This window comes from Kitasatospora sp. NPDC050463 (genome assembly GCF_040655255.1).
GTDB lineage: Bacteria > Actinomycetota > Actinomycetes > Streptomycetales > Streptomycetaceae > Kitasatospora.
This window is the reverse complement of sequence record NZ_JBFAJO010000008.1, coordinates 21357-45854: the sequence shown is the minus strand read 5'-3', so window position 1 is coordinate 45854 and position 24498 is coordinate 21357. Positions and strand designations below refer to the sequence as shown.

Genomic DNA, 24498 nt, shown 5'->3' with positions numbered 1-24498 from the left:
GGCGGGAGTTGCTCAGACCGAGGCGGTGGCGTTCTGCCGCTCGACGGCCTCGTACAGGGCCTTGATGTTGGCGGTGCCGAAGGTGCCCGCGCCCTGGCGCTCGATCAGCTCCAGGAAGTAGGTGCGGCGCGGGTGGGTCGAGCGGAGGAAGATCTGGAACAGCTGCCCGCCGTGGTCCTGGTCGACCAGCACGTCGAGTTCGCGCAGCGTGTCGACCGGGATGGCCGTCGTGCCGAACCGCTCGGCGAGCGCGTCGTAGTAGGCGCCCGGGGTGGTGAGGAACTCCACCCCGCGGTCGCGGATGGTGCGTACGGCGGTGGCGATGTCACCGGTACGGAAGGCCAGGTGCTGGACGCCCGCGCCCTCGTTGTCGGCCAGGAAGGTGTCGATCTGACCGGGCCGGCGCGTGGTGTCGGGCTCGATGAGGGTGAAGGTGACCTCGCCGGAGGCGCTCTGCACCACGCTGGAGTCCATCGCCTGCTCGCCGACCTCGATGTACTCGCCGAAGATCCGGTGGAGACCGAGCGCGGCCTCGCAGAACCTGACGGCGGGGGCGAGCTCCCCGGCCGGGACGCAGATCGCGGCGTGGTCGAGGGCGTCCAGCAGGGCGCCGGTGGCGGGCTGCGCGGGTGCGGGGTCCGCCTTGGTGTCGGCGACGAACCGCAGGGCGACGTCGCCGAACCCGGCCACCAGCCCGCCGGCCCGGTCCAGGACGCGGGCGCCGTGCCGCTCGGCGCGCTCCAGCGCGGCCTGCGGGTCGGTGCAGCCGAGCGCGATCACCCCGATGCCGTCGCCGTGCGCGGCCACGAACCGGGCGACCGGGTGGGCGGGGTCGGCGGCGGAGACGAGGTGCAGCCGGATGCCGGCCTGGCGCAGCCGGACGGTGCGCACGCCGTGCGGGCCGGCGCCGGGGCCGGTGGAGGTGAGTGCCCCGCAGGTGTGGTCCTCGCGGGTGTGGTCCCCGCAGGTCTGGCCCTCGCGGGTCTGGTCCTCGCGGGTCTGTTCCTCAAGGACGAAGCCGAAGTCGGCGCAGAGGCCGGCCGCGGTCTTGTCGGCGTCCGCGCAGTGGAACTCGACGTGGGTGATGGACTGGATGGACAACGGGTTCTCCCCGGGGGTGGCGAATGATGGGTGGCCGGGGCTCGGCCCGGCCCGGGCATCCCGGCGGGCCGGGCCGAGCCCCGGCGGGGTGCCGCGTGGCAGGCCGGGGCGCGAACCCCGGCGGCCGGCCCGCTACTTGGCGGACCGGGTGGACGCCGGGCCGAAGACCAGGCTGAGGTTGTGGCCGCCGAAGGCGAAGGCGTTGCTCAGCGCCGCGCCCGGCGGCGCGGGCCGGGCCGCGCCGCGCACGTGGTCCAGCGCGCAGGCCGGGTCGGGATCGGTCAGATTGAGCGTCGGGGGCAGCGTCCCCCGGGCCACCGCGAGTGCGGTCACCGCTGCCTCCAACGCCCCTGCGGCGCCCAGCAGATGGCCGGTCGCCCCCTTGGTCGAGCTGACCGCCGGCCCCTGCTCGCCGAAGACGGCGCGCAGGGCGGCGCTCTCGGCGACGTCGCCCAGCTTGGTGCCGGTGCCGTGCGCGTTGACGTAGCCGATGTCGGCCGGCGTCAGGCCGGCGTTGGCGATCGCGGCGCGCATCGCGTCGGCCGCGCCCGAGCCGTCCGGGCGGGGCATGGTCGGGTGGTGGGCGTCGGTGGAGGCGCCCCAGCCGGTCAGGTCGGCGTAGCCGGCCGCGCCGCGGGCGTCCGCGTGCTCGGCCCGCTCCAGGACCAGGACGGCGCTGCCCTCGCCGAGCACGAAGCCGTTGCGGCGGGCGTCGAAGGGCCGGCTGGCCTGCGTCGGATCCTCCCAACCCGCTGACAGTGCCCGGGCGTTGGTGAAGGCTGCGGCGATCGTCGGGTGCAGCGAGGACTCACTGCCGCCGCAGACCACCACGTCGGCGTCGCCGGCCCGAATCAGCCGCAGCCCCTCGGCGACGGCCTGGGCGCCGGCCGCGCAGGCCGTCACGATCGCCGAACTGAAGCCGCGGATCCCGTGTTTGATGGCGATCCGGGCGGTGGCCATGTTGGAGAGCATGCCGGGCAGCAGATACGGGCTGACGCCGGGCCGGCCGCGCTCCAGCCGCCGGTGCGACTGCTGTTCGAAGGTCTCCAGCCCGCCACCGCCGGTGGCCAGCACGACGGCGGTGCGGTGCGGGTCGGCGTCCCGCCCGACCACCAGGCCGGCGTCGGCGAGCGCGTCGTCGGCGGCGGCGAGGGCGAGCAGGACGAACCGGTCCACGCACCTGGTCTCGGTCGGAGGCAGCACCTCGCGGCCGTCCACGGCGGGTGCCAGGCCGGCGGAGGTGAGCCAGCCGTGCGCGGCGTGGCCCTCGGGCAGCGCGCGGATGCCGGAGCGGCCGGCGGTGAGCGCCTCGAAGACCTCGACCGGCTTCCGGCCCACCGGCGTGACCAGGCCGATGCCGGTGACCACGGCTCCCGGGCGGCCGGCGGCCGCGCTCATCGGGCGGCCACCGAGTCGAGGTAGCGCTGACGCAGCAGCACCTTGCGGACCTTGCCGGTCGGCCCGAGCGGGATGTCTTCGCCCGTCACCACCAGGACCTGGCGGACGGTGGCCGCCGCGGCCTCGTCGAGGGCGGCCGTGACCGCCTCGGTGTGGTCCTCGGCCGGATCGGCGTCGGCGGTCAGGAGCAGCAGGACGTCGGTGACCACGCGCTCGCCGTCCCGGACGGCGACGACCGTGCAGTCCGCCACACCGGGGCAGGCGGCCAGCACCCGCTCCTCCGACATGGCGGTGAACAGCCGCTTGCCGTCGCCCAGTTCGACTGAGTCGACGGCCCGGTCGACGTGGTAGTAGTAGCCCTCCTCGTCCCGGTACATCAAGTCGCCGGTGAGGAAGCGGCCGCGGATCCGGGTGCGGAAGGTGGTCGCCGAGTCGTTCCAGTAGCCGAGCGCCAGGGTGGGGGAGGAGGTGGCGAGTTCGCCGACCTCGCCGGGGCCGAGCGGCTCGCCGTCCGGGCCGACCACCTCGCAGTCGACGAAGGCGTGCGGGCGGCCGACACAGCGGCCGTACCGCTCGGTGCCCGGGCCGTGCGTGATGAAGAAGTGCGAGTGGCCCATCTCGGTGGAGCCGAGACCGTCCACGAAGAGCGAACCGGGCAGCCGGACCCGGCCCTCGCGGGTGACGGACTCGCGGCTGCCGGTGGCGATCAGCCGGCGGATGTGCACCTCGTGCGCGCAGTCCCCGGTGTTCCACCAGAGCGCGACGGAGGACAACTCCCGCTCGGCGAGGTCGTGGTGGGCCAGTTCGGCCCAGGTGGCGGCGAAGCCGATCACGCCGGTGGGCCGCCGGCTCTCGATGGCCTCCAGCACGCCCGCGCCGGACTGCCGGGAGAGCAGGTCGAGCCGGGTGTGCGAGCTGAGCGCGAGGTTGACGGCGATCAGGGTGGCGGCGTGCGGCGCGGGCAGCGCGCTGAGCATCCGCTCCTGGCCCTGCGGGCGGGGCAGGCGCAGGCGGTGACGGATGGCCGCGTACAGGCCGGCGTGCGAGTGGACCACGGCCTTGGGCATCCCGGTGGTGCCGGAGGAGTGCGTGATCGCCACCGGGTCACCGGACCAGTGGCGGTAGGGCGCGGGGGCGGCGTCCGGGTCGCCCGCGCCGAGCGTGCCGATCTCCGGGAACAGCGGGGCGCCGGGGTCGTGGCCGGCCAGGGCGGCCAGGTGCGCGGCGTCGGCGAGGATGCCGACGGCGCCGAGCCGGGCGATGTAGCGGGCGGCGCGCTCGCCGTCCACGTTCGGGTTCAGCAGCGCCGGGATCGCGCCGAGCCGGGCCAGTGCGAGGAAGGAGAGCACGTGGTCGGCGGCGTCCGTCGCGTAGACCACCACCGGGTCGCGGCGGGTGACGCCGAGGCCGTGCAGGGCCGCGGCCCGGGCCCGGACGGCCCGGTCGAGCTCGCGCAGGGTGAAGGCCTGCCAGGCGGCGTGGTCGTCCACCGGGGTGTCGAAGGTCAGCAGCGGCTCGTCCAGACCGAGGCCGAGGGCCAGCCGGCTGGTGAGGACGTTGCCGGCGCCGACGTCGGGGTCGTCCGCGAGAAGGGTGCGGATACTGCGGATGCTCACTGTGGTGAATCCCTCCCATGGTGCTGGGCGTACTTCGGCGGGGCACGGCGGATGGCGCCGTCCGGCGTGCGGGGAACGCGGAGGCGGTGGGGCGTGCGAGGTCGGTGGGTGCGGGTGACCGGGCTGCGCGGGTCAGCCGGCCGTGACCAGGACGGCGGCGGCCCGGTCGGTGCCGTCGGCCTGCTCGGCGGCGATGACGAGGACCTGGTCGGCGTCGCCGTCCGCGAGGAGCAGCGCCGCGAGGTCGAGCGCGTCCTGCGGCACCCGGCCCGGTACGGCGTCGGCCGGGCTGATCGCCACCACCGGGCCGGTCAGGCCCCAACGGGCGGCGATGTGTCCGAGCACGGCGTTCGGATTGGACTGGAAGAAGAGCAGCGGCGGCACCCGCTGCCCGGAGGCGGCGGCCTCGTCGATGGCGCGCGCGGTGGCCCGGTCGCCGCCGGCGCTGGCCAGCAGCAGGGCGGTCCGGCCGGGGGCCGGAGCGGTGCCGTGGTGGGCGCGCAGGCAGCGCTCGGCGGTCTCGGCCACCAGGGGATTGAAGGAGGAGGTGGTGAAGCCGGGGATCGGCGGGAGCGGGTCGTGGCGGCCCGGCTCCGGCCAGCGGGCTTCGGCGAGGACGCGCAGCCCGGTCACCGGGCCGCCACCAGGAGTGCGGTGTTGGCGCCGCCGAACGCGGAGTTGAGCGTCAGCGCGTAGCGCGGCCGGCCGGTGCGTGGGCCGTCCAGGACGAGGTCCAGTCCGACGTCCGGGTCCGGGCCGAGCCAGCCGGCGTTCACCGGCAGCCGACCGTCGCGCAGCGCGCCGATGGTGACGGCGAGTTCGAGCAGTGCGGAGGCTTCCAGGGCATGGCCGTGGACGGCCTTGCTGGAGCTCACCGGCAACCGCCCGGTGTGGGCGCCGAACACCCGGTGCAGCGCGCTCGCCTCGGCCCGGTCGGCCAGGGGCGAGCCGGTGCCGTTGGCGTTGACGTAGCCGACCTCGGCCGGCGCGACGCCGCCCCGGGCGAGCGCGGCCACGACGGCCCGGGCCACGCCGTCGCCGGTCGGCTCCGGGCGGCAGACGTGGTGGGCGTCGCCGGCCCGGCCCCAGCCGGCCAGCCGGGCGAGCACCGGCGCGCCGCGCCGTTCGGCCTGCGGCTCGGCCTCGACGATCACGGCGGCGGCCGCGTCGCCGAGCAGTGTGCCGGTCCGTCCGGCGCTGAACGGGCGCAGCTCGCCGTCGCGGGCCAGTGCCCGGCCGGCGTCGAAGGCGGCGAAGACGCCCGGCTCCACCAGATGGCCGGCGGCGACCAGCACCCGGTGGTGGCGGCCGGAGGCCACCAGGGCGGCGGCGTCGGCCACGGCGGTGCCGGCGGCGACGCAGGCGCCGGTGTAGACGCGGGTGACGCCCGCGATGTCCCAGGCGGCGGCCGCCCCGGCGGCCACGGCGGCGGTGACGGCCCGGGTGTTCAGGTCACTGTGCAGGGCGAGCAGGACGGGCGTGCCGTCCGGGGCGGTGGTGGGCCGGTGGCCCCGGTCGGTCGCCCGGCGGTCGCCGTCCTCGCCACCCGTGTCGCCGGTGGTGGGCAGGCCGGCCTGGCGGCAGGCCTGGTCCACGGCGGTGAGGACGGCGCCGGCGAGCGGTACCGGCTCGGCCAGCAGCGCGGCCCGGGTGGTCCGGCGCGCGGAGACGTCGAACCTGGTCACCGTGGTGAAGGCGGTCTTGCCGTGGGCGGCCGCGTCGACGAGTGCGTCGAGCCCGGTGCCGGCGGCGCTGAGCACGCCGACGCCGGTGACCACGGGCCGGACGGCGGGCGGGGCATGGCCGGTCATGACTGCGCGACCCCTGCGGTCTGCGCCGCTGCGGTGCCCCCGGGGTCGCCGGCCGCCGCGAGGACGGCCGTGCGGAGCACCTCGACGGCGTCGTCCACCGTCCGGATCGCCTCGAAGCGTTCGTCGTCGAGGTCCGGCTCGATGCCGTAGCGCTGCTCGAACTCCGCTATCAGCCAGGTGAGTTCGAGGGATCCGAGCTCCTCGGGGACGGTGCCGGCGGCGCGCTGCCCGAACGCCGCCAGTATCGCCAGGACCTCGGCCCGGTCGGGGAGGACGGGCTCGGTCACGCCGGGCTGCCCGCGGTGGCGGCGGCGATGCGCTTGGCGACGTCGCCGGTGAACTCGTCGAGCGTCATCAGCGCGGTGCTCTCCATCTCGTCGAAGTCGAACTTGATCCCGAACTCGTCCTCGACCTGCACCGAGAGGTCGGCCAGGGCGAGCGACTCCAGGTCGAGCCCGGCCGGGCCGAGGTCGGTGTCGCCGGTGACCTCGGAGACGTCGTACTGCATCTCGGTCAGCGCGGCGAGGACGAACTCGCGGATGCGGTCCTGCATGGTGGGCTCCTGTACTCGCGCACGCTGCGGCGCGCGGATCGTCGGGGGAGGAGGGGACACGTCGGTTCGAAGGCGGCGGTCCGGGTACGGCGGTCTGTTCGGCCGGCGGGGCGGGGCGGGGCGGGGCGGTTGAGCGGTTCAGCGGGTCGGTGCGGCGGTTCAACGGGTCCGTGCGGTTCAGCGGGTCTGGTCGGCGGCGGTCGCCCGCAGGGCGGCCGGGTCACGCAGCAGCTTTCCGGTGGCGGTGCGCGGGAGTTGGTGGAGGAAGGCCAGCCGGCGGGGCCGCTTGTAGGCGGCGAGCTGCCGGGCCAGCCCGTCCCGGACCAGCGCCTGGTCGGCGTCCTCGTCGGCGGCGAGGTACGCCTCGATGGCGCCCTGGTCGAAGACCACGACGGCCTCGCGGACCTGCGGCAGAGCGGCCAGGACCAGTTCGACCTCGGTGAGGTCCACCTTCAGTCCGCCGATCGAGACCTGGGAGTCCAGTCGGCCGAGGACGGTGACCAGTCCGGTGGCCCGGTCCAGCTCGGCGGCGTCGCGGGTGTGCAGCCAGCCGTCGGACCAGCGGGTCGGGTCGTCCAGCCCCGGGTACGGCGAGGTGGCCGTCCTCAGTTGCAACTCGCCTGCCACCAGGCGAAGTTCCATGCCGTGCACGGGAAGCTTCGCAGGGTGCAGTCTGCCGTCCAGGTCGGTGGCGATGACGCCGAGCTCGGTCATCCCGTACATGGTGCCCAGCGGCACGCCGTACCGGGCGGTGAAGGCGGCCGGCAGGCCCGGGCGGACCAGTTCCCCGGCCACCACCATCCGGCGCAGGCGCGGCAGCGCCGGGGGCGCGGCCGCACCGGCCAGCAGTTCGGCGTGGAAGGGGACGCCGATCACGGTGGTGGGCCGTTCGTCCTCGTCGGCGACGGCGGCCAGAATGCCCGCCACCGTCATCCGCTCCGGCATGGTCAGCGGTGCGCGGGCGTGCAGGCTGTTCAGTAGTCCGCCGACCAGCCCGAGCACATGCACCACCGAGGAGAGCAGGACCACCCGCTCGCCCTCCCCGGGGAAGTCCACCAGCCGCCGGTAGCAGCCGAGTTCGCGGATCAGATCGCCGGCGGTACGGGCGATGACCTTGGCCGGGCCGGTGGACCCGGAGCTGAGCTGGACCAGCGCGTGGCCGGTCCGGGCCGGCCGCCCGCCCGGTAGTCGGACGGCCACCGGTTCGATCTCGGAGAAGCCGCGCAGCGCCGCCGAGGGCCGGTGTTCGGACCCTACCAGCACCTGCGGGGCCAGCCGTTCGACCGCGCGGTCGATCTCGTGGTCGGTCAGCCGGTGGTCCAGCAGCGCCACTTGGGCGCGCAGCTGCCAGCAGGCGAGCAGCACGGCGACGAAGCCCAGGGAGGGCGGCAGCCGCAACGCCGCCGTGCCGCCCGGGCCGAGGCCGGCCGCGGCCAGCCGTGCGGCCTGCCCGTCGACCAGCGCGCGCAGGGTGGCGCGGTCGACGGGTGTGCCGAAGCGCAGGCACTCCTCGCCCTCCGGACCGGCCAGCAGGAACCGGGCCACCCAGTCGTCCGGGGCGTCGGCGTGCGGCGGTGAAGAGGGCGGAAGTGAAGAGAGGGAAATGCCGGTCAACGCCACTCCACACAGAGGAGATTTGACATGGACGCCGTTCTCAACCAATACGGTCAATTCCGTTGCCAGACTTTTGCACAGACGTTTGGTCAAATCAAGGTCTATACCAATCCGGCTCGTACCTCCTACGCTGCCGAAGCGGGACTGGTCCGAGCGCGGCCGTCCGGGAACGAGGATGCCCGTGGGACCACTCACGCTGGCCGGGATGGCGCGCACGGCGCGCGACCAACTGCCACCAGAAATATGGGACTTCATCGAGGGTGGCAGCGGAGCCGAACGCACCCTGGCGAGCAACCGGGAAATGTTCGGCCACTATGCCCTGCGGCCCCGCACGCTCGTCGACGTCTCGACCTGCTCGACCGCCGTCCCGCTGCTCGGCACCGAGCTCCGGACGCCGGTCGGAATTGCCCCGATGGCCTACCACCGACTGGTCCATTCGGACGGGGAAACCGCGACCGCCCGGGCAGCGGGCCGGGCCGGCGCGCTGCTGGTCGCCGGAATCTTCGCCAGCCGTACCCTGGAGTCGATCGCGGCCGCGGCCACCGGCCCGCTCTGGCTGCAGCTCTACTGGCTGCGCCGCCGCGACGCGCTCGCCGCCCTGGTGGAACGGGCCGAGGCGGCCGGCTTCACGGCGCTGATGCTGACCGTGGACGCGCCCCGGATCGGCCGCCGGCTGCGCGACCTGCGCAACGGCTTCGCCGTCCCGCCGCAGATCCGCGCCGTCAACCTCGACCCCGAGCTGATGGCCGCCAGCCACCACGCCGACGCGGGCTCCTCCGGCATCGCCGACCACGCACTGGAGCAGTTCGACCCCAGCCTGACCTGGTCCGACCTGGCCTGGCTGCGGGAGCGCAGCCGCCTCCCGCTGGTCCTCAAGGGAATCCTGACCGCCGAGGACGCCAGGCTCGCCGCCGAACACGGGGTGGACGCCGTGGTGGTCTCCAACCACGGCGGCCGCCAGCTGGACGGTGCGCTGCCCGCCCTCGCGGCGCTGCCCGAGGTGGTCGCCGCCCTCCCGCCGTCCGTCCCGGCGCTGCTCGACGGCGGCGTCCGCACCGGCACCGACATCGCCGTCGCGCTCGCGCTCGGCGCCCGTGCCGTGCTGGTCGGCCGCCCCGTCCTCTGGGGGCTCGCCACGGAGGGCGAGGCGGGCGTGGTCCGCGTGCTCGACCTGCTCCGCGACGAACTGGAGCACGCCCTGGCCCTCCTGGGCCGCCCCACGCTCGCCGACCTGGACCGCACCGCCCTCGCGCCCTGGCCCACCACCCTCCCACCGGAGGAAGCGCGCCGAGGCCCCGCACGCCCGACAGAAAGACCGACGACATGAAGAACCAGGACGCCTTCCCCGGCTGGGACTGGGACGATCCGGACGGCCTCGCCGTCCGCCTCGACGCGATCAGCGCCGACGTCGCCGTCTGCCGGAAGCTCGAACCGGCCGCCGGCGGCCTCCCGCAGGACCGCCAGGGCCTCCGCGAACTCGGCGTCACCGGTATCGAGTTCGCCGCATTCCGGACGGCCCACCCGGAGGGCCTCGGCACCGATCTGACCGCGCTGCGCAGCGCCGGCACCACCACCGAGCCCGGTACCCTCTACCGCGTCGACGGCGACCGCTGGTTCACCCAGCTCGACATCGGCCGGCCGCTGCCCTTCGCCGACGCAAGCGTCGACTGGGTCTACGCCGAGCACCTGATCGAGCACGTCACCATGCCGGTCGCGGTCGGCTGGCTGCGCGAGGCCCGGCGCGTGCTGCGCCCCGGCGGCGTCCTGAGGATCACCACCCCCGACCTGGCCCGCTACCTGGTCGGCTACGCGACCGACGACGGCTTCCTCGCGAAGCACCGCCGACGCCTCACCACCATGGGCTTCGGCCCGCCGATGCCGTCGCGCCCGGCCTTCCTGGTCAACCAGATCTTCCGGTACTACGGCCACCAGTGGATCTACGACCTGGACGAGCTGCGGCACGTCCTCACCCTGGCCGGCTTCGCGGCCGACCAGATCCGCCACTGCGCCTACCGGCAGGGCGTCCGCGCCGACGTCGCCGACCTCGACACCGCGTTCCGCACCGACGAGACGATCTACGTCGAGGCCGACCGCTGAGCCGGATCGCCCCGACCCCCGCTGTCCGATGGGATCACCATGCCGCTGCACCCCCAGGCCCAGGCCCTGCGCGAGCGCCGCGCGCGGGCCGGCACGCCCCCGCTCTACAGCCTCACCCCGGCCCAGGCCCGCGCCGCCGACCTCGCCGACATCCGGGCCGCCGCCGGCACCCCCGAGCCCGTCGCGGCCGTCGAGGAGCACCGCATCCCCGGCCCCGGCGGCGAACTCGCCCTGCGGCTCTACCGACCCGAGCCGCCCGGTCGGCAACTCCCCGTCCTGCTCTACCTCTTCGGTGGCGGCTGGACGCTCGGCTCGCCCGACACCAGCGACGCGATCTGCCGCCGGCTGACCAACACCGTCGGCTGCGTCACCGCCTCCGTGGGCTACCGCCTCGCCCCCGAACACCCCTTTCCCGCCGCCGTCCACGACTGCCGGGCCGCCGCCCGCTGGCTGGCCGGGAACGCCGAGGCCCTCGGGCTGGACCCGGCCCGACTGGCCGTCGGCGGCGACAGTGCCGGGGGCAACCTCGCCGCCGCCCTCACGCTGCTCGCCCGGGACGAGGGCGGCCCGGCCCTGCGCCACCAGCTGCTGGTCTACCCCAACACCGACCACCGGGCGGCGCCCGCGGCGGCGGGGGAGCAGCACGACGACCCGCTGCTCTTCAACCGCCGTTCGGTGGCGTGGTACTGGGGGCACTACCTGGCCGACCCCGCCGACGGGGACCACCCGCTCGCCTCCCCGCTGCGCGCCCCGAGCCTGGCCGGGCTGCCGCCGGCCACCGTGATCACCGCGGAGTACGACCCGCTGTGCGAGGAGGGGGAGCGCTACGCCGAGGCGCTGCGGGCGGCCGGTGTCCCGGTCGAGTCGCGCCGGTACGCGGGCATGCCACACGGCTTCTTCGCCATGACGGGCGTGCTGGACGCGGCCGGGGAGGCCCAGCGGTATGCCGCCGAGCGGCTGCGCGAGGCCCTGCGGTGACCGCCGGCCGAGCGCTCGCCGAGCCCGCCGCCCCCGTCGAGCCCCTCGCGCTGGCCGGGCTGCACGCCTCGCTGTCCGATCCGCTGCTGGACGCGATGACCTTCCTCAACGAGGTCACCACCCGCTACCCCCGGGCCGTCTCCTTCGCCCCCGGCCGCCCCTACGAGGGCTTCTTCGAACCGGAGGACGTCCACGGGTACCTGGACGCCTATCTGGACCACCTCGCGGCCCAGGGCCTCGACCGGGACGCCGTGCGCACCACGCTGTTCCAGTACGGCCCGACCAAGGGCGTCATCGCCGGCCTGGTCGCCCGCACCCTGGCCAACGACGAGGGCCTGGTCGTCGCCCCCGAGTCCCTGGTACTCACCGTCGGCGCCCAGGAGGGCATGCTGCTGACGCTGCGTGCCCTCTGCGCCGGCCCGGACGACGTCCTGCTGGTCAGCTCCCCCTGCTACGTCGGCGTCACCGGCGCGGCCCGGCTGCTCGACCTGACCACCGTCCCCGTGCCCGAGGGCCCCGACGGCGGACCGGACCCGCAGGCCGTCCGCGCCGCGGCCCGCGCCGTCCGGTCCGGGGGACGCCGTCCGCGGGCGCTCTACGTCGTCCCCGACTTCGCCAACCCCTCGGGCACCAGCATGCCCGTCCCGGCCCGGACCAGGCTGCTGGACACCGCCGCCGAGGAGGGGCTGCTGGTCGTCGAGGACAACCCGTACGGCTTCTTCGCCCGCGACCCCGGGGAGCGGCCCACCCTGAAGGCGCTGGACCGGCGCCGCCAGGTCGTCTACCTCGGATCGTTCGCCAAGACCTGCTTCCCCGGTGCCCGGCTCGGCTACGTCGTCGCGGACCAGGAGGTGGCCGGGCCGGGCGGGCGGCGGTCGCTGCTCGCGGACGAGCTGGCGAAGCTGAAGAGCATGACGACGGTCAACACGCCGGCGCTCAGCCAGGCCGTCATCGGCGGCATGCTGCTGCGGTACGACTGCCGGCTGCGGGCCGCCAACGCGCGCGCGACGGCCTACTACGCGGCCAACATGGCGACGCTGCTGGCCGAGCTGGACCGGCGGTTCCCCGCGGCCGGGCGCTGCCGGCTGGGCGTGTCCTGGAACGAGCCGGAGGGCGGCTTCTTCGCCGTGCTCACGGTCCCCTTCGCGGCCGACGAGGCGGCCATGGAGCGGTGCGCCCGGGACCACGGCGTGCTCTGGACGCCGATGGCACCGTTCTACCCGGCGGGCGGGGGAGAGCGCCGGCTCCGGCTCTCCGTCAGTTCACTGACGGAGCGTCAGATCATCGACGGAGTGGCGGACCTGGCCCGCTTCATCCACGCCGAGGCCCGGGCGACGGTGGCCCCGGCGCGGTAGCGACGGCGCGGGGGCGGGGCCAGGGCTTGGAGAAGCCCCGGCCCCGCCCCCGTTGCGTCACCACCGCGCCGCGGACTCAGCGCACCCGGGTGGAGAACAGCCGGGCCGAGCAGTACACGGACGCCACCGTCATCAGGACGACCACCAGCAGCCCCTGCCAGACCACGCTGTCCCCGACGTGGCCGGAGAACAGCGCCCGCATGCCCTCCACGGCCCAGTAGAAGGGGTTCCACTTGGCCATGGACTGCAGCCACACCGGCGCCAGCGCCAGCGGCAGCAGGACCCCGGACAGCAGGGCGATCGGCTGCGCGAGGGTGTTCACCACCGGGGCCATCGCCTCGTCGGCCGGGAGCACCAGGGCGATGCCGTAGGAGATCGCCGAGGTCATCAGCGCCAGCAGGCCGAGCAGTAGATAGGCCAGCAGCAGGTCCAGCGGTGCCACCCGCAGCCCGAACGGCAGCGCGATCAGGGTGATCAGGACCGCCTGCACCAGCAGCGCCACCGTCTCGCGCAGCGCCCGGCCGAGCAGCAGGGCCAGCCGGCTCACCGGGGTCACCCGGGAGCGCTCGATGATGCCGGCCTTCAGCTCGCCGAGCAGGCTGAAGCCGGTGTACAGGCCGCCGAAGATGCAGAGCACGGCCAACAGACCGGGTACGTAGACCTGGTAGGCCTCGGCGTAGGTGGTCGCGCCCATCGGCGCCAGCACCTTCTTGAGCAGCGGTGCGAACAGCAGCAGATAGAAGACGGGCTGGATCAGCCCGACGGCGATCCAGATCGGGGTTCGCCACATGAGCAGCAGCTGTCGCTGGAAGACCAGCCAGGTGTCGCGGGCGAGCTTCATGAGGGCCTCTCGGGGATCAGTGCTCAGGACTGCTCGATGGAACGGCCCGTCCGGGCCAGGAACACGTCGTCCAGGCTGGGCCGTTGCAGCTGAACGGTGCCGGGTACGACGCCCGCGCCGTCCAGGGCGCGCAGCAGTCGCGGGATCGCGGCCGCGCCGTCGTCGAGGTAGAGCCGCAGGCCGTCGTCGCCCTGCGCTTCCAGGCGGCGCAGGTACGGCTGCTCCCGCAGCGCCTTGGTGGCGCGCTCGGCCTCACCGGCCGTGAGGCCCACCAGGACGACGTCCCCGGAGATCTCCCGCTTCAGGGTCTCGGGCGTGCCCTCGGCGACGATCTCGCCGTGGTCGACGATCGCCACCCGGTCGCAGAGCGCGTCGGCCTCCTCCAGGTAGTGCGTCGTCACCACGACGGTCAGACCTTCGGCGTTCAGGCGGCGGATCTCGGCCCACACCTGTCCCCGGCTGGCCGGGTCGAGGCCGACCGTGGGCTCGTCGAGGAAGAGCACCCGGGGCGCGTGGATGACACCCAGGGCGATGTCCAGCCGGCGGCGCTGACCGCCCGAGTAGGTGCGGCACGCCCGGTCGCCGAACTCGGTGAGCCCGAACGCCCTCAGGGCTCCCTCGGCCAGCTGTTGGGCCTGCGCCTTGCGGGTACCGTGCATCCGGGCCTGCAGCACCAGCTCCTCGCGGGCGCTGACGGTGTCGGCGGTGCCGCCGCCCTGGGCGACGTAGCCGATCCGTCGACGGACTCCGGCCGGGTCGGCGAGGAGGTCGGCGCCGGCGATCCGGGCCGCGCCGCCGTCCGGCCGGATGAGCGTGGCGAGCATGCGCAGGGTGGTCGTCTTGCCGGCGCCGTTGGGCCCGAGGAAGCCGAAAACCTCACCTGCGGCCACGTCCAGATCGATGCCGCGAACGGCGTCGACGGCGGCCTGGCCGCGTTGTTTGGACGGATAGGACTTGCGAAGCCCCTTGGTCTCGATCAACCAGAACTCCCGTGCGGGGATGGGTTGCCACGTCGACGACGGCCAGCGCACACAGGGCTGGACGGTCCGTGCGGGGATGGGTGGCCGGGGCACCTGGGAAGCGGTGCTTCGCGCCACACTAGGGTCTGCGGCGCCCTGGATACAATGGCCTAGACCAATGGATTCGATCGTTCTGCCCCGGCTCCGACCAGCGCCTCCAGCCGGTCGGCCGCCGTCACGGCCCCGCCGCCGGCCCGCAGCGCCGCACCCACCCGGGTGGCGGCCTCGCGGTGCTCCGGCGCGTCGAGAACCGTTCGCAGCGCGGCGGCCAGCCCCTGCGGCGTGACGCGGGCGAACGGCACCCGCAGCCCGGCGCCGGCCGCCACCACCTGCGCCGCGACGAAGGGCTGGTCGTGCCGGATGGGCGCCGCCACCAGCGGCAGCCCGTGCGCCAGCGCCTCGCCGACGGTGTTCATCCCACCGTGGCACAGCACCGCGTCCAGTGCGCCGCGCGCCATCAGCTCCAGCACCGGCGCCCGCTCCACGGCCACCGCGTGGTGGGGCAGTTCGGGCAGCAGGGCGGCCGGGGCGGCGATCACCGGCTGGATGTCGTTCCCGCACAGCTCCAGGGCCCGGACGGCCCGGGCGTGGAAGTCCGCGCCGAGGTCGCCGGCCAGCGTTCCCATGGTGACCAGCACCCGCCGCCGGCCCGGCTCCAGCCGTCCCCAGGGGAAGTGCGGATCGGCCGGCCGCTCGGCGAGCACCGGCCCGACCAGCGCGTAGTGCGCCGGGAAGGCCGCCGGACCGGTCAGCGCGGGCCCGGTCGGTGCCAGCACCAGGGCGGGGGAGAAGCGCGGGTCGGTGTACTCCTCCTCGGGCAGCCCGGCCCGCCGCCAGAGCCCGGTGAGCAGTCCGGTCATCCAGGCCTCGACCCGCGGCAGCGCCCACAGCGGCCGCCCCAGCTCCATCGCGCCCGGCGCCACGCTGGCCCAGGGCAGGCCGTGCCGGTGTGCGACCAGCGCGCCCGCCGGCGTGTGCTGGTCGACCAGCAGCGCGTCCGGCCGGAACTCCCGCACCGCCGCGTCCAGCGGCTTCGCCGTGAAGCGCGCGTACGGGACGATGAAGCCCTCCCAGAGCGAGCGCAGGGCGGCCAGCCCGTGCCCGCCCTGCGCCCGGAAGGCCCGGGTGCCCGTCCCCAGGACGACCGCCCCGGGGCCGAGCAACGGCCGCAGTACCGACTCGGTGCCGGTCCACGCCACCTCGTGGCCGCGCGCGGCCAGCTCGCGGGCGATCCCCACGACCGGATTGACGTGGCCCGTCAACGGCGGCACCACCAGCAGAAATCGGCTCATCGGGCGGGCTCCTCGGCGGGCAGCAGGCGCTGCACATCGGCGACGGTCAGGGCTTCCAGCTCGGCCAGGTCCAGCCCGGCGCGCAGTGCGGCGAGGCCGGCCGGTGCCCCGAAGTGCCCGCACAGAAGGGCATCGAGCGCCGTGAGTTCGTACTCGTCCAGCATCAGATCGGCGTCCAGCCGGGCATCCGGGGTGACCAGCGCGGCCCACTCGGGCGGCGCGCCGGCGGCCTGGACCAGCAGGGCGGTCAGCTCCGGGCGCACCGGGGCAGCGGAATCGCGGGGTTCGGAAACGGTCATGGGGGCTCCACCTGCTCGACGGCACGGGGCGGATGAGTCTGCGAAGGGCCCGAGATCACTTGTGCGACCCGTCGGGCGTCGGAATACTAGCCCGCGTGACCGCACTGGAGGCAGTGGCCGTTCACCTCCCCCACCACACCGTGCCCATCGAGGCAGTGGGCGAGCGAATCGGCCTGACCCCACGTCAACTTCGACTCTTCCGCCGTTTCCACGGCCTGGACCAGCTGCGGCTGGACCCGGACGGGAAGCTGCCCGACCTGCTCGGCGCCGCCGTCGAGGCCTTACCGCAGCTGCGCGGACGCGAACGGCACGTCCGCTTCGTGATCCACGCGCGCAGCATGCCGGTGGCGGTGCCCTACCCGCTCAACCCGCTGCACGACCTGCTCGACCGCTACGGCCTCGCGCACGCCGCGGCCTTCACGGTGACCCACCACGCCTGTGCGGTGGGCCTGCTGGCCGTCGACCTGGCCGGCCGGCTGCTGTCGGGGATGGCCGACCCGGAGGCCCTGGCGCTGGTGCTGGCCGGGGAGAAGACCTTCACCAAGGACGCCCAGGTGGTGCCCGAGACCGGGATCTTCGCCGAGGGAGCGGCCGCGTGCCTGGTCCGGGCGACGGGCGAGCGCAACCGCGTGCTCTCCTACGCCGTCCGCCACCGGCCCGAGTTCGACGGCCGTCTCGCCGAGGACGCGGATCTGCTGGCCCGCTACCAGCGGGAGTACCCGGTGGTGATGATCGAGGCGATCGAGGCCGCCCTCGACCAGGCAGGTCTGGACCTCTCCGACCTCGCCCTGGTGCTTCCGCACAACGTCAACCAGGCCTCCTGGCGGATGATCTGCCGGCGGATCGGCTTCCCGGTGGAGAAGGTGGTGCTGGACAACGTGCGCTCGGTCGGGCACAGTTTCGCTGCAGACAGCCTCATCAATCTCCACACCGCCACCACGCGGGGGCTGCTCCGCCGCGGCGATCGCTACCTGATCGCCGCCGCCGGTGTCGGAGCCACCTTCTCCGCCATGGCCGTCGAGCACTGACGCACCGTCGGCTCGGCGCGCACCGGCGACGCATCGGCAGGCCGAGGACGACCACGCCTCCGCCCGCCGCACCCATTCACCTCTCATGCACGACGGGACGGGACATCCATGTCAGAACCGGCGGTCCAGACCATTGACACCGAGCTGCGCGACCGGGTCCTGCGGAGCATCGGCGAGCTGCTGCCGCGCGTCCTCAAGCGCGACCTCCCCGAGATCCCCGAGAACGCCTGCCTCTTCGACGATCTCGGCCTCACCTCGGCCGGCACCATCGAGCTGATCCTGGAGGTGGAGGAGACGCTGGACATCCAGGTCGACGTCGAGCAGATCGGCGAGGACGACCTGCGCTCGGTGACCAGCCTGGCCGACTACGTCGCCGGGCACATCATCCCCGAGGACTGACCGGGTGGCCGCCGCTTCCGCGCCGCCCCCGCCCGCCCTGGGTGTCACCCGGATCCTCGCCCGGTCCTTCGACGGCAGGTCCGAGACCTCGCTCGACCCGGACCTCCGGGTGTTCGTCACGGACCTGGTCCGGCCGTACGGCCTGCCGGTGCGGGAGGACCTCCTGGCCGAGGGCGTCGGCCACTCCTATGCCGAGATGGCCGAGGGCCTGCTGGGTGAGGCGCTCGCCGACGGCGTGCCGGTGGACCTGCTGATCCTGGCGTTCGACTCGCCGGACGTGCGCCCGGGGGCGCCCAGCTCCCTGGCGCTCAGTCGGTCCTGTCCGGGCTCGCCGCTGGCCTTCGCCCTCTGTGACCAGGGGTCGGCGGTGGCCTTCAGTGCGCTGCGGGTGGCTGCCGAGTACCAGCGCACCGGCGCCTGTCGGCGCGCGGTGGTGGTACTGGCCGAGCAGACCGCGCTGCACTACCGGCCCGCGGTGCCGGTGCAGCTGCCCGAGCGGCACAGTGTCGTTGTCCTGGTCCTCGACGAGACCGCCGGGGCAGAATTGACGGTCAGTCAAATACCGTCGGTCGGAGGTGACATGGTGGCCGAGGTGGTGAGCGGGGCGACGCCGGCGCTGGGGGTGGGCGCCGCCGTGCTGGTGGACTCCGGCCTGGCGGTCGACGAGGGCTGTGGCGCGGCGCTCACCGCTCCGTCCGGCCGGCCGTTCACCGGCCTCTGGGCGGAGCTGGCCGAGCGGCTGCCCGAGTGGCAGGCGCGGCGGCGGCCGGTGCTGGCCGTCGGCCTCGATGCGAGGTTGGGGGTCCTGAGCACCCTGACCCTCCGGGGTGGACCGTGACCGCCGATCCGGCCGGCACCGCCGATCCGGCCGACGCCGCGGCGCCGGTCGACCCGGTCGACCTCTGGATCATCCCCACCGACCAGCCGGACGAGGTCGTCCGGGAGCTCCGCGACCTACTGGACCCTGCCGAACTCGCCCGCGCCACCGGCCGCCGCCCCGACCGCGACCCCGCGCTCGGCCGCCGCTTCACCGTGGTGCACGGCATCGTCCGACTGCTGGTGGCGCAGCGCCTCGGCCTGCACCCCGCCGAACTCGCCTGGCGGTACGGCCCGCACGGCAAGCCCGAACCGGCGATGGGGCGCGAGCGGATCGGTGTCAGCTATTCCGGCTCCGGCGCCCTCGCCGTCCTGGCCCTGACCGAGGGTCGGCCGGTCGGCGTCGACGTCGAGGAGATCCGCGACGCGCGGGTGGCCACCAGGGTCGCAGAGCGCTACTTCCCGGGCGCCGAGGCCGAGTTCCTCGCCGGGTCCGACTCGCCCGCCGTGCTCGCCGAGCGGTTCACCACCCTGTGGTGTCGCCGCGAGGCCTGCGTGAAGGCCTACGGCGGGCGGCTGGTGCAGGGTTTCGGGCTGCCGCTGGCGGGCCCGACGCCCCTGCGCCTGGCCCGGCCGGGTGCGCTCGGTGAGGCCCCCTGCGTGATCGACGACGCGCCGGTGCCCGGGCCGTTCCGTGCCGCCGTGGCGCTGCTCGGCGACCGGCCGTTCCGGCTCCGGAGGCACCGATGGAGCGCTCTGATGTGTTCCAACCTATCTTTCTCGCAATGAAACTGACGGGTCATCAGGCAGTCGAGGCTTCGGTTCCGCACCACTCCTTCGGGCCGCTGGTGGCGTCCCGACCCGCACTCCGCTGAAACCCCAGGCCGGCCGAAGGGCGCGTACGACGTGACAGAGACCAGCCGGCGGATCACCGTCCGGTATGCCGGCGCGAGCAGCGGCTTCGGGCCGCTGACCCTCGGCCAGGACAACATGATCCGCTGCATCCGGCGCGACAGGCCCGAGCAGATCAACAAGGAGTCCGTCTGGCCGGTCCCCGACGGGACGACCCTGCCGGTCGCGCTCCAAGCCCTGCGCCGACTCGTCGAGCGGCACGACTCGCTACGGACGGCCTTCCCGCCCGGCCCGGGTCCGGAGGCCTTCCCCGTACGCCAGCTGGTGGGCGGCGAGGGCGAGTTCACCGTCACCGTGCGCGCGGTGGACGGCCTGCCGACCGACGGTACCGGCGGGCCCGCCGGGCTCGACGCGCTCGCCGACGAGGTGGGCCGGGCCGATGCCGCCGTCCCGTTCGACCTGGCGGTCGGCCCCCGGCTCCGGTTCACCCTGCTCACCGACCACGACCGGGTGCTCCGGCTGGTCGTGGTCGTCTGCCACGCCGGCGCGGACGGCGCCGCGACGGCCCTGCTCATCCAGGACTGGCTCGACCTCGCCGCAGGCAAGGAGCTCCCGCCCGTCACCGCCCGGACCCCGCTGGAGGTGGCGGCGCTGGAGCAGAGCGACCAGGGCCGTCGCAAGGCCGCCGCCGCGCTCCAGCACTGGCGGAAGGTCCTGACCACCGCTCCGCAGGCCGTCTTCGCCGACTCCGGGATCACCGGCCCGCCGAACGGCGTCGCCGCCGTCGTGCTGCGTTCGCGGACGGCCGCCGCCGACCTGGCCGCCACCTCGCGGCGCACCGGCGCGAGCCCCTCCGTCGTCCTGCTCGCCGTCTACGCGGCCCTGGTGGCCCGTCGGGCGGGCCGGACCGGCCTCGTCCTGTCGGCGCTCTCCGCCAACCGGCAGCGCGCCGTGATGGCCGACCACATCGGCACCCTCGCCCAGGACGCCCTGCTCGCCCTGGACACCGACGCGGGCGACCTCGACGAGCTGATCGGCCGCGCCAAGGCGGCTTCGCTGGCCGGTTACTGGCACAGCACCCTCCAGGCGGGCAGGGTCTGGCAACTGATCGAGGACATCGCCCACCTGCGCGGTTCCCGCTTCGCCCGCCAGGTCGTGGTCAACGACCTCAGCCTGACCATCCCCGAGGCGATGTCCGACGCCCGGCCGGCTCCGACGAGCGACCCCGAACTGACCTGGCTGCCCGACCAGCCGGTCGCGGTCCGGGTGATGTTCAACATCCTGCGGACCTCGGGCAGTCTGGAGTTCGTGCTGGTCGCCTGCCCGCAGGTGCTCGACCGCGAGCAGACCGGCCGGTTCGCGCTCGCGGTGACCGCGGTTCTCGAAGCCGCCGCGCGCGGACCGGTCCCGCTCGCCGAACTCCCCGCGCTGACCGGCCTGGACGGCGCCGTCCGGGTCGGCGAGTGGCAGCGGATCGAGGGCTCCTGGGTCGACCTGGACGCCGTCCGGGCGCTGGTCGTGGAGGCTCTCGGCGCCGCCACCCGGGTCGAGTTCGACGACGGCCGCCTGGTCGCCCGGATCGCCACCGCCGACCCCGGGCTCACCCCGCTCGTCGCCCACCGCACGGTGATCGGGGCCCTGCCCGGCCGCGACACCGCGATGGCCCCGCACCACTACGTCGTCCACGCCGCCGCGGCCGACGTCGCCGGGCCGCCGCCCTGGGGCGAGCTGCCGGTAGTCGCCGAGGGCGCCGGCAGATCCCCGGAGGTCGCGGGCCGGCTCGCCCCGCCCGGCTGAGCGCCCGGGCGCCGTGCGGACCGGCCACGGCGGCGTGTTCCGTCCACCGGGAGCCCCCGGTGGGCGGAGCACGGCCGTGAGCGCCTCACCCGAACGGGGGTGGCGCGTCCACGGCCCGGTTCACTCCTGCGCGCCGTCCCAGGAGCAGACGGACGTCGCACCCGAGGTCAGCCCCCACGGGCTGGGCACCTCGCCCGGTTCCCCCGGGTCGGTCTGCAGCGGCAGGCGGTCGACCACCTCGACCAGCGCCGGCGGCAGTCGCGGTGCCAGCCCCCGGTGGCAGCGCGAGAGGATGTCCCGCCGTACGGCGTCCGGCAGCAGCGGCCGGGCCGGGTGCGGCGGCTGTCGGCCGGCCGGCAGCGGGCGCGGTTCCGGTGGGTCCACGGCGGTGGCGAGCTGGTCCGACCAGGCCCGCCAGTAGTCGGCGTCGTCCGTCTCGCCGAACCGAAGGTGGTACAGGTGCAGGCAGTACGCGGCCGTGCCACTGCCGGACCCGGCCGCGAAGCGCCACCAGTACTCGGCGCCCTCCTCGCGGCCGGTGGCGTAGAGCAGTGCGGCGAACACCTCGGCCCCCTCGGGCTGGATCCGCCGCGCGTTGACCAGCAGATCCAGGCCCCGGGACGCGTTCGGGGCGCCCAGCACCAGGGCGACCACCAGGCCCAGCTCGAAGGCGGCCTGCTCGTGCTCGGACGGCAGGTGCGCGGGGGCCGCCGTCAGCCTGGCCTGGCGCAGCGCGGCGATCCGTTCGGAGTGCGCCCGTTCGGGCCGGGGGACGTGCGGCGCGACCGTCGGACCGGTGGCGGGCGGGCCGGCGCCCGGGGGTCCGGCCGGTGCGGCGGGCGCCTCGGCCCGGTGCCGGGGGATCACTGCTCGCCTCCCCGGTCCGGCAGTTCGCGCACACCGAGCCGTTTGGCCAGCCGTTCCCGGGCGTGCCGGAGGTTGGAGTGAACGGTCGCGACGGGTCGGCCCAGGTAGGCGCCGATCACCTTGACGTGCAGGCCGAGCAGGTACCGCAGGACGACCACGTCCCGCTGACGGTCCGGGAGTTCGAGGATCGCCGCGTACAGCCGGACTCCGTCGGCCTCGCTGTGCAGCAGTCCGTTCGCGACGTCCTTGAACGCACCGATCACCGCCGCGAAGGTGACGGCCTCCACCTCGACCTGCTGCTCGCCGGCCACCCAGTCGGCGACGTGCCGGTTCGCCAGCCGCCACGCGTAGGCGGCCGGCTCCTCGAACCGCAGGACGTGGGCCCAGTACCGGGCGAGGTCCTCCTTCACCGCCTCGACGACCAGCGCCACGTCCGCGCGGTTGCCTATCCGGGTCAGTGCGAGGGCTCGCCAGGCCGGCTCGTGGGTCTCGCAGAACGCCGAGTAGGCCAGCTTCAGGCGGATGTTGGCGTTCTCGGGGCCGGTGTACCCGTCAGCGTGGACCTCGTCGTGGCCGGGGTCGGGACCGTCCCCACGGCCGCCGCCTCCGCGGGGGCCCGCCGGTGCGGGACCTCCCCGGTGCCCCAGCGTGCGGACACTCCTGTCCATCGCCATCGAACCTGCCTTCCGCGGCCGCCGACCGATCGCCGGCCGCCTGAGGGTGCGGACTCCGTGTCTGCCGCGCCCATTCCACCAGTTCCGTCACTCCGGGCCGCACTTCGAACACCGGCTGTCACCACCTCCGGTGTGCCGATCATCAGCGCCGCCGAACTCGACCGGACGGAGCGGTGATCGGCCGCCGGGTAGCGTGGGCGGCAATCGGTGAGTCCTGCGGCAGGGGAGAACGATGAGCCTTTACGACGGGGTCGACCTGCGACTGAACGTGCCGCACTCGGCGCGGATGTACGACTACTACCTCGGCGGGTTCACCAACTTCGCCGCCGATCGCGAGGCGGCCGGGCAGGCGCTCGCCGCCCTCCCCTGGCTACGCTCCGCCGCGCGTGCCAACCGTGCCTTCGTGCACCGCTCCACGCGGGCCCTCGCCGAGGCCGGTCTCGACCAGTTCCTCGACATCGGCACCGGCATCCCCACCTCGCCCAACCTGCACGAGATCGCCCAGGCGGTGAACCCACGGGCCCGGATCGTCTACGTCGACAACGACCCGATCGTGCTCTCGCACGCCCGGGCCCTGCTCACCGGGGCCCCCGGGGGCCGCACCGCCTACGTCGAGGCCGATCTCGCCGACCCGGCGGCCCTGCTCGCCGCGCCGAGTCTGCGCGGCACCCTCGACCTCTCCCGCCCGGTCGCCCTCTCCCTCAACGCCGTCCTGCACTTCATCCCCGACGGCGCCGGTGCACCCGACGGCGCCGGTACGCGCCGCGCCCACGCGATCGTCGAGCACCTGAAGGCCGCCCTCGCGCCCGGCAGCGCCCTGGTGATCTCCCATGTCACCGCCGACTTCGCGCCCGAGGAGATCGCCCGCGTGACCGGCATCTACCACTCCGCGGGCACGCCCCTCCAGGCCCGCACCCACCACGAGATCACCCGGTTCCTCGCCGGCTGGACGGTCCTCGCCCCCGGACTGGTCCCCGTCCCCCGGTGGCGCCCGGCCGGCTCCGACGACACCGTCGTGACCGACATCGAGGCGTCCGGCTACGCGGCCGTGGCCGTCAAGCCGTAGCGGCCCGCGGCAGGCACCCGCCCTTTCGCGGCCCCGCATGCCCCCCGGTGCGGACGGGCGCGCGTCGGCCCAGACTGGTCGTGGAGCCTGCCCCGAGGAGAGTCATGCTGCTCGGACTCACCACCGCCCTGGTCGCGACCGTCTGCTTCGGCTTCGGCTCGGTCTTCCAGGCGCGCGGCGCGCGAACGGCGCCGCGGGCGGACCGGGTGAGGGTCGGGCTGCTGACCGCCCTCGTCCGCTCCTGGCAGTTCCTGCTGGGCACGGCGCTGGACATCGGCGGTTTCGCGCTGAGCATCGTCGCGCTGCGCAGCCTGCCGCTCTTCCTGGTCCAGGCGGTCACCAACGCGGGCCTCGCGGTGACGGCGCTCGCCGCCGTCTGGCTGCTCGGCGCCCGGCTGCGGCGCGGCGACGTGGCCGGGATCGTCGCGGTGGTCGTCGGACTCACCCTGCTGGCCCTGGGTTCCGGGCACGAGGGCCGCGAGTACGCGCCGGCGGCCTTCCACTGGGCCCTGCTCGCCACCACGGTCGTGATGCTGGTGCTCACCCTGCTGCTGGCCCGCCGGGACGGCAACGCCGCGGCGGCCGGTCTCGGCCTGCTCGCCGGCATCGGCTTCGGGGTGACCAGCCTGGCCGTGCGGGTCCTCGACGTCGACGGGGTGGTCGGCGTCCTCACCGACCCGGCCGGGTACGGGTTGGCCCTCGGCGGCCTCGGCGGCTACCTGGCGTACGCACTCGCGCTGCAGCGCGGCACGGTGACGGCGGCGACGGCGGCCGGCACGGTGGCGGAGACCTTCGGCCCGGCGCTGGTCGGGGTGCTCGCCCTGGGTGACGCGGCGCGCCCGGGCTATGCCTGGTGCGCGCTGGTCGGCTTCGTGGTGGCGGTCGGCGGCACCTTCGTGCTCTCCCGGTTCGGCGAGGTGGAGGCCGAGGTGGGTCCGGCCGCGGCGGGGGCCGAGGGCCGCTCCGAAGAGGCGGCGATGCCACCCCGGTAGCCCGGACGGCGCCCCCGTGCGAAGGTGACTTGC

General features: G+C 74.9%; 25 protein-coding genes. 11 read left to right on the top strand and 14 right to left on the bottom strand.

Annotation, left to right across the window (positions count from 1 at the left end):
• Positions 1-12: 12 nt before the first annotated feature.
• From AB0J08_RS07530 to AB0J08_RS07495, 8 genes are all read right to left on the bottom strand, one after another.
• On the bottom strand, positions 13-1101 hold the full coding sequence (locus AB0J08_RS07530) for a VOC family protein (protein WP_360628425.1): 1089 nt from the start codon (positions 1099-1101) through the stop codon (positions 13-15).
• 132 nt (positions 1102-1233) lie between these two features.
• A complete protein-coding gene (locus AB0J08_RS07525) occupies positions 1234-2499 on the bottom strand; it encodes a beta-ketoacyl-[acyl-carrier-protein] synthase family protein (protein WP_360628422.1) in 1266 nt (421 codons plus the stop codon).
• Positions 2496-4115, bottom strand: coding sequence for a class I adenylate-forming enzyme family protein (locus tag AB0J08_RS07520; protein WP_360628419.1), 1620 nt, complete (start codon positions 4113-4115; stop codon positions 2496-2498). The genes AB0J08_RS07525 and AB0J08_RS07520 overlap by 4 nt, the downstream gene beginning before the upstream one ends.
• Positions 4116-4247: 132 nt before the next feature.
• Entirely contained in the window at positions 4248-4748 is a 501-nt protein-coding gene (locus tag AB0J08_RS07515; protein ID WP_360628416.1) for a beta-ketoacyl synthase N-terminal-like domain-containing protein, read from the bottom strand.
• On the bottom strand, positions 4745-5926 hold the full coding sequence (locus tag AB0J08_RS07510; protein WP_360628413.1) for a beta-ketoacyl synthase N-terminal-like domain-containing protein: 1182 nt from the start codon (positions 5924-5926) through the stop codon (positions 4745-4747). Before AB0J08_RS07510 ends, AB0J08_RS07515 begins: the two co-directional genes overlap by 4 nt.
• Positions 5923-6213, bottom strand: coding sequence for an acyl carrier protein (locus AB0J08_RS07505; RefSeq protein ID WP_360628410.1), 291 nt, complete (start codon positions 6211-6213; stop codon positions 5923-5925). Before AB0J08_RS07505 ends, AB0J08_RS07510 begins: the two co-directional genes overlap by 4 nt.
• Positions 6210-6479 carry an acyl carrier protein gene (locus AB0J08_RS07500; RefSeq protein WP_360628407.1) on the bottom strand — a complete coding sequence of 90 codons (270 nt, stop codon included), beginning with the start codon at positions 6477-6479 and terminating at the stop codon, positions 6210-6212. Before AB0J08_RS07500 ends, AB0J08_RS07505 begins: the two co-directional genes overlap by 4 nt.
• A gap of 177 nt (positions 6480-6656) precedes the next feature.
• Positions 6657-8093: a fatty acid--CoA ligase family protein gene (locus tag AB0J08_RS07495; RefSeq protein ID WP_360628404.1), complete on the bottom strand. Its 1437-nt coding sequence runs from the start codon at positions 8091-8093 to the stop codon at positions 6657-6659.
• Positions 8094-8274: 181 nt separating this feature from the next.
• Here AB0J08_RS07495 and AB0J08_RS07490 point away from each other — a divergent pair, with 181 nt between their 5' ends.
• Genes AB0J08_RS07490 through AB0J08_RS07475 form a run of 4 tightly spaced genes read left to right on the top strand, consistent with a single transcriptional unit; the run spans position 8275 to position 12523 of the window.
• Positions 8275-9420 carry an alpha-hydroxy acid oxidase gene (locus AB0J08_RS07490; protein WP_360628401.1) on the top strand — a complete coding sequence of 382 codons (1146 nt, stop codon included), beginning with the start codon at positions 8275-8277 and terminating at the stop codon, positions 9418-9420.
• Entirely contained in the window at positions 9417-10190 is a 774-nt protein-coding gene (locus tag AB0J08_RS07485; RefSeq protein ID WP_360628398.1) for a methyltransferase domain-containing protein, read from the top strand. Before AB0J08_RS07490 ends, AB0J08_RS07485 begins: the two co-directional genes overlap by 4 nt.
• Before the next feature lie 39 nt (positions 10191-10229).
• Positions 10230-11168, top strand: a complete 939-nt coding sequence (locus AB0J08_RS07480; RefSeq protein WP_360628395.1) for an alpha/beta hydrolase — start codon at positions 10230-10232, stop codon at positions 11166-11168.
• The gene (locus tag AB0J08_RS07475; protein ID WP_360628392.1) at positions 11165-12523 is read left to right on the top strand and encodes a PLP-dependent aminotransferase family protein; all 1359 of its coding nucleotides are present in this window, start codon (positions 11165-11167) and stop codon (positions 12521-12523) included. Before AB0J08_RS07480 ends, AB0J08_RS07475 begins: the two co-directional genes overlap by 4 nt.
• A gap of 76 nt (positions 12524-12599) precedes the next feature.
• Here the strand turns inward: AB0J08_RS07475 and AB0J08_RS07470 are convergent, their stop codons facing one another.
• The 4 genes from AB0J08_RS07470 to AB0J08_RS07455 all read right to left on the bottom strand — a co-directional run bounded on the left by AB0J08_RS07470 (position 12600) and on the right by AB0J08_RS07455 (position 15974).
• The gene (locus tag AB0J08_RS07470) at positions 12600-13364 is read right to left on the bottom strand and encodes an ABC transporter permease (protein WP_360628389.1); all 765 of its coding nucleotides are present in this window, start codon (positions 13362-13364) and stop codon (positions 12600-12602) included.
• Between the two features lie 23 nt (positions 13365-13387).
• Entirely contained in the window at positions 13388-14344 is a 957-nt protein-coding gene (locus AB0J08_RS07465) for an ATP-binding cassette domain-containing protein (protein ID WP_360628386.1), read from the bottom strand.
• Positions 14345-14493: 149 nt separating this feature from the next.
• Complete coding sequence (locus AB0J08_RS07460; protein ID WP_360628383.1) at positions 14494-15675, bottom strand: glycosyltransferase; 1182 nt, start codon at positions 15673-15675, stop codon at positions 14494-14496.
• Positions 15672-15974, bottom strand: coding sequence for a hypothetical protein (locus AB0J08_RS07455; protein WP_360628380.1), 303 nt, complete (start codon positions 15972-15974; stop codon positions 15672-15674). The genes AB0J08_RS07460 and AB0J08_RS07455 overlap by 4 nt, the downstream gene beginning before the upstream one ends.
• A 95-nt stretch (positions 15975-16069) precedes the next feature.
• Between AB0J08_RS07455 and AB0J08_RS07450 the strand changes: the two genes are divergently transcribed.
• The 5 genes from AB0J08_RS07450 (at position 16070) to AB0J08_RS07430 (ending at position 20866) form a co-directional block, all read left to right on the top strand.
• Positions 16070-17002: a 3-oxoacyl-[acyl-carrier-protein] synthase III C-terminal domain-containing protein gene (locus AB0J08_RS07450; RefSeq protein WP_360628377.1), complete on the top strand. Its 933-nt coding sequence runs from the start codon at positions 16070-16072 to the stop codon at positions 17000-17002.
• A 108-nt stretch (positions 17003-17110) separates the two neighbouring features.
• Positions 17111-17401: an acyl carrier protein gene (locus tag AB0J08_RS07445; RefSeq protein WP_360628374.1), complete on the top strand. Its 291-nt coding sequence runs from the start codon at positions 17111-17113 to the stop codon at positions 17399-17401.
• Between the two features lie 4 nt (positions 17402-17405).
• Positions 17406-18239 carry a hypothetical protein gene (locus AB0J08_RS07440; RefSeq protein ID WP_360628371.1) on the top strand — a complete coding sequence of 278 codons (834 nt, stop codon included), beginning with the start codon at positions 17406-17408 and terminating at the stop codon, positions 18237-18239.
• Positions 18236-19006 carry a 4'-phosphopantetheinyl transferase superfamily protein gene (locus AB0J08_RS07435; protein ID WP_360628368.1) on the top strand — a complete coding sequence of 257 codons (771 nt, stop codon included), beginning with the start codon at positions 18236-18238 and terminating at the stop codon, positions 19004-19006. The genes AB0J08_RS07440 and AB0J08_RS07435 overlap by 4 nt, the downstream gene beginning before the upstream one ends.
• A gap of 117 nt (positions 19007-19123) precedes the next feature.
• Complete coding sequence (locus tag AB0J08_RS07430; RefSeq protein WP_360628366.1) at positions 19124-20866, top strand: condensation domain-containing protein; 1743 nt, start codon at positions 19124-19126, stop codon at positions 20864-20866.
• A 120-nt stretch (positions 20867-20986) separates the two neighbouring features.
• On the opposite strand, the gene AB0J08_RS07425 is transcribed toward AB0J08_RS07430, so the two are convergent.
• Both AB0J08_RS07425 and AB0J08_RS07420 read right to left on the bottom strand, forming a co-directional pair.
• Positions 20987-21733 carry a hypothetical protein gene (locus AB0J08_RS07425; RefSeq protein WP_360628363.1) on the bottom strand — a complete coding sequence of 249 codons (747 nt, stop codon included), beginning with the start codon at positions 21731-21733 and terminating at the stop codon, positions 20987-20989.
• Positions 21730-22401: a sigma-70 family RNA polymerase sigma factor gene (locus tag AB0J08_RS07420; protein WP_360628360.1), complete on the bottom strand. Its 672-nt coding sequence runs from the start codon at positions 22399-22401 to the stop codon at positions 21730-21732. The genes AB0J08_RS07425 and AB0J08_RS07420 overlap by 4 nt, the downstream gene beginning before the upstream one ends.
• 238 nt (positions 22402-22639) lie before the next feature.
• On the opposite strand from AB0J08_RS07420, the gene AB0J08_RS07415 reads away from it, so the two are divergent.
• Both AB0J08_RS07415 and AB0J08_RS07410 read left to right on the top strand, forming a co-directional pair.
• Positions 22640-23473, top strand: coding sequence for an SAM-dependent methyltransferase (locus AB0J08_RS07415; protein ID WP_360628357.1), 834 nt, complete (start codon positions 22640-22642; stop codon positions 23471-23473).
• A 104-nt stretch (positions 23474-23577) separates the two neighbouring features.
• Positions 23578-24465 carry a hypothetical protein gene (locus AB0J08_RS07410; protein ID WP_360628354.1) on the top strand — a complete coding sequence of 296 codons (888 nt, stop codon included), beginning with the start codon at positions 23578-23580 and terminating at the stop codon, positions 24463-24465.
• Positions 24466-24498: the final 33 nt, after the last annotated feature.